This is a genomic window from Citrobacter sp. TBCS-15 (genome assembly GCF_005280815.1).
GTDB classification, from domain to species: Bacteria; Pseudomonadota; Gammaproteobacteria; order Enterobacterales; family Enterobacteriaceae; genus Citrobacter; species Citrobacter werkmanii.
The window spans coordinates 1-3,918 of record NZ_SZWK01000281.1 but is presented as its reverse complement, the minus strand read 5'-3'; the positions used below and the strand labels follow the sequence as shown (position 1 = coordinate 3,918).

The 3,918-nt window shown below is 49.0% G+C and carries 3 protein-coding genes, 2 tRNA genes and 1 pseudogene; 4 read left to right on the top strand and 2 right to left on the bottom strand.

Annotated elements, in window-relative coordinates; genetic code table 11:
- Nucleotides 1-152: 152 nt before the first annotated feature.
- A complete protein-coding gene (gene murB, locus FDW96_RS15230) occupies nucleotides 153-1,181 on the top strand; it encodes a UDP-N-acetylmuramate dehydrogenase (RefSeq protein ID WP_137365915.1) in 1,029 nt (342 codons plus the stop codon).
- Complete coding sequence (birA, locus tag FDW96_RS15225) at nucleotides 1,178-2,140, top strand: bifunctional biotin--[acetyl-CoA-carboxylase] ligase/biotin operon repressor BirA (RefSeq protein WP_042314244.1); 963 nt, start codon at nucleotides 1,178-1,180, stop codon at nucleotides 2,138-2,140. Before murB ends, birA begins: the two co-directional genes overlap by 4 nt.
- Nucleotides 2,141-2,172: 32 nt before the next feature.
- On the opposite strand, the gene coaA is transcribed toward birA, so the two are convergent.
- Together coaA and FDW96_RS25435 are read right to left on the bottom strand one after the other, a co-directional pair.
- Nucleotides 2,173-3,123, bottom strand: coding sequence for a type I pantothenate kinase (coaA, locus tag FDW96_RS15220; protein ID WP_032940924.1), 951 nt, complete (start codon nucleotides 3,121-3,123; stop codon nucleotides 2,173-2,175).
- 291 nt (nucleotides 3,124-3,414) lie between these two features.
- Nucleotides 3,415-3,495, bottom strand: a pseudogene (locus tag FDW96_RS25435) (hypothetical protein); the annotation flags it as partial.
- 19 nt (nucleotides 3,496-3,514) lie between these two features.
- Between FDW96_RS25435 and FDW96_RS15210 the strand changes: the two are divergent.
- Both FDW96_RS15210 and FDW96_RS15200 read left to right on the top strand, forming a co-directional pair.
- A tRNA-Thr gene (locus tag FDW96_RS15210) sits at nucleotides 3,515-3,590 on the top strand.
- Between the two features lie 205 nt (nucleotides 3,591-3,795).
- Nucleotides 3,796-3,870: transfer RNA gene (locus FDW96_RS15200), tRNA-Gly, on the top strand.
- Nucleotides 3,871-3,918 lie beyond the last annotated feature (48 nt).

Below are 3,918 nucleotides of genomic sequence, written 5' to 3'. Positions count from 1 at the left end.
AAGCCCATCCTGCCGGATGGGCTTTTTTGCGTCTGTGCGAAATGACACCTGCCGGATGCGGCCTACCAAAGCAACCCCCTCGCCTCCATAACACAAGCCATCCTGCGGCATATGCGGTAAACTAAGTGCGATTTTGCATCAGGAAAGCGTCTATGAATCACTCCCTTAAAGCCTGGAACACCTTCGGTATCGATCAACAAGCTAATGAGTTTGTCTGCGCCGAAAATGAGCAACAACTGCTGAATGCCTGGCAATCAGCGAATGCATCACATCATCCAGTACTGATCCTGGGCGAGGGGAGTAACGTCCTGTTTCTCGATACCTTCCATGGAACGGTGATCGTCAATCGAATCAAGGGTATTGAGATCACAGAACAACCTGAGGCGTGGCATTTGCACGTAGGTGCCGGTGAGAACTGGCATCATTTGGTACAGCACACGCTGCAAGAAGGTATGCCAGGGCTGGAAAATCTGGCACTCATTCCCGGATGCGTCGGTTCATCTCCCATTCAGAATATTGGTGCTTATGGTGTGGAGCTGCAGCGTGTCTGTGAATATGTGGACTGCGTTGAACTGTCAACCGGCAAACATCTGCGCGTCAGCGCCGCGGAATGCCGTTTTGGTTACCGTGACAGCATCTTCAAGCATGAATACCAGGATCGTTTCGCAATTGTTGCCGTTGGTCTGCGCTTGCCTAAACAGTGGCAGCCCGTTCTCACTTATGGTGACCTGACTCGTCTGGATCCCGCAACCGTGACGCCTCAGCAGATTTTTGATTCTGTCTGTCATATGCGCACAACAAAGCTGCCCGACCCGAAAGTTAACGGTAATGCGGGTAGTTTCTTTAAAAACCCGGTTGTTACAGCGCACGTTGCGCAGGAACTGCTGGCTAAATTCCCGACCGCGCCTCATTACCCACAGGTTGATGGTTCAGTGAAACTGGCTGCCGGCTGGCTTATCGATCAATGCCAGCTAAAAGGCATGCGTATTGGTGGTGCAGCGGTACATCAGCAGCAAGCACTGGTACTGATCAATGCAGACCGTGCGACCAGTCAGGATGTGGTGCAACTAGCGCATCATGTACGCCAAAACGTCGGTGAGAAATTCAATGTCTGGCTTGAACCTGAGGTCAGATTTATTGGCCCACAGGGTGAAGTGAATGCTGTGGAGATCATCGCATGAAAGATAATACCGTCCCCCTGACGCTTATTTCCTTGTTAGCCGATGGTGAATTTCATTCCGGTGAGCAGCTTGGTGAACAGCTGGGAATGAGCCGCGCGGCAATCAACAAGCATGTTCAGACGCTACGCGACTGGGGCGTTGATGTATTTACTGTTCCCGGTAAAGGATACAGCTTACCTGAGCCTATCCAGTTATTAGACTCATCACTGATTCATTCTCAGTTGGATAGGGGGAATGTCACGGTTCTGCCGGTTATCGACTCAACCAACCAGTACCTGATGGATCGCATTGGTCAACTGGAGTCAGGGGATGCCTGCGTCGCTGAGTATCAGCAGGCCGGTCGTGGTCGTCGCGGACGTAAGTGGTTCTCGCCGTTTGGCGCCAATCTGTATCTCTCAATGTTCTGGCGACTAGAGCAAGGACCGGCAGCCGCAATTGGTTTGAGTCTGGTGATTGGTATTGTCATGGCGGAGGTTTTACGCGATCTGGGTGCGGATAAAGTTCGCGTGAAATGGCCGAACGATCTCTATCTGCTCGATCGTAAACTGGCCGGAATTTTGGTTGAACTCACGGGTAAGACGGGCGATGCCGCGCAAATTGTTATCGGTGCGGGTATTAACATGGCCATGCGCCGGGTAGAAGAGAATGTCGTTAATCAGGGCTGGATTAATCTCCAGGAAGCGGGAATTAATATTGACCGCAATACCCTTGCTGCCCGACTGATCCGCGAGCTGCGTGCTGCGCTGGTACTGTTTGAACATGAGGGCCTGGCACCTTATCTGTCCCGCTGGAAGAAGTTGGACAACTTTATCGACCGTCCGGTAAAACTCATTATTGGCGATAAAGAAATATTTGGGGTATCGCGTGGAATAGATGCACAAGGCGCATTATTGCTTGAACAAAATGGCGTGATAAAACCCTGGATGGGCGGAGAAATATCGCTCAGAAGTGCTGAATAATAATAAGGGGAGCTGTAGCTCCCCTTATTAATTTATTTACGTAGCCTGACCTCTTCAACGGCATGATTGGCGCTTTTGGTCATAATCAAGCTGGCTCGCTCACGCGTTGGTAAAATATTTTGTTTTAAATTCAGCCAGTTAATCTCTTTCCATAACGATGTAGCCGTGTTGATTGCCTCATCTTCCGACAATTTCGCATAATTATGGAAATAAGAGTCTGGGTTGGTAAATGCCCCTTCGCGGAATTTCAGGAAGCGGTTGATATACCACGTCTGGAGTAATTCTTCTGGCGCATCAACATAAATAGAAAAGTCGACAAAATCAGAAACAAATACATGATGTGGATCGTGAGGATAATCCATCCCGCTCTGTAATACATTAAGCCCTTCGAGTATTAATATGTCAGGCTGGGCAACGGTTTTGTCGCCATCAGGGATCACATCATAGATAAGATGAGAGTAGACCGGCGCCGTGACGTTAGGTACGCCTGACTTCAAATCGGAAACGAATTTAACCAGGCGGTGCATATCATAGGACTGAGGGAAGCCTTTCTTCTTCATGAGTCCACGATCTTTCAACACCTGATTAGGATGAAGAAAACCGTCGGTCGTAATCAACTCAACCTTACGATGCTCAGGCCAGCGACTCAATAGTGCCTGTAAAACACGAGCTGTGGTGCTTTTGCCAACGGCGACGCTGCCAGCAATGCTAATAATATAAGGAATACGCTCGCCGTTAGTGCCTAAAAATTGCTCCAGCACCGCCTGACGTCGCAGGTTCGAACTGATGTAAAAATTTAGCAAACGCGATAGAGGCAAATAAATTTCGGCAACTTCTTCCAGCGACAAGTCTTCGTTAATGCCTTTCAGACGAGCAATCTCTTCCTCGGTCAGAGTCATTGGCACGGAATCACGAAGCGCAGCCCACTGGTTGCGATCAAACTGTAGGTAAGGCGACGTTAACGCTTGCTCTTTTATACTCATACGCATGGTCTGGCTGTCATTGCTATATCAGGTCTGCGGTAAAAAAACGAAATCATCCCCGGCACGCAATGGCACGCACATTTCAGTTAATTTGGACAATGGGCAGGAGGGTAACACCAGATGAGGGGGAATAATAAGAAAAAATCATCCCCTGAAAAGCAATGTGACGGCTATTCCAGATGTATAAAGAGGTACTTTCTCTCTATGGATGAGCGCATGGCGGCGCAAAACTTGCCTTTGGAAGGGTGGGCGCCGTTGGAAATTTGTCCAATCATACGAAGAAATAGATTATTTATCGGACGTATAGTGCAAAATGTGAGCGATAGAACATTTTATGCAATTTTTTAGTTGCATGAGTGCGCAGGTCTCCATAAAATGCGCGCTACTTGATGCCGACTTAGCTCAGTAGGTAGAGCAACTGACTTGTAATCAGTAGGTCACCAGTTCGATTCCGGTAGTCGGCACCATCAAGTCCNGGGGTTCCCGAGCGGCCAAAGGGAGCAGACTGTAAATCTGCCGTCACAGACTTCGAAGGTTCGAATCCTTCCCCCACCACCACTTTCTGGCAGCGTTATCGCCGCCTGAGTTGGTTAAAAAATTAATCAGCTCGAACATAAAAGAGAGAAATCTCTTTTTTGTTACAGAAAGAACTGGGTAGCCGAGTTTCAGGATGCGGGCATCGTATAATGGCTATTACCTCAGCCTTCCAAGCTGATGATGCGGGTTCGATTCCCGCTGCCCGCTCCAGACGTGCTGATATGGCTCAGTTGGTAGAGCGCACCCTTGGTAAGGGTG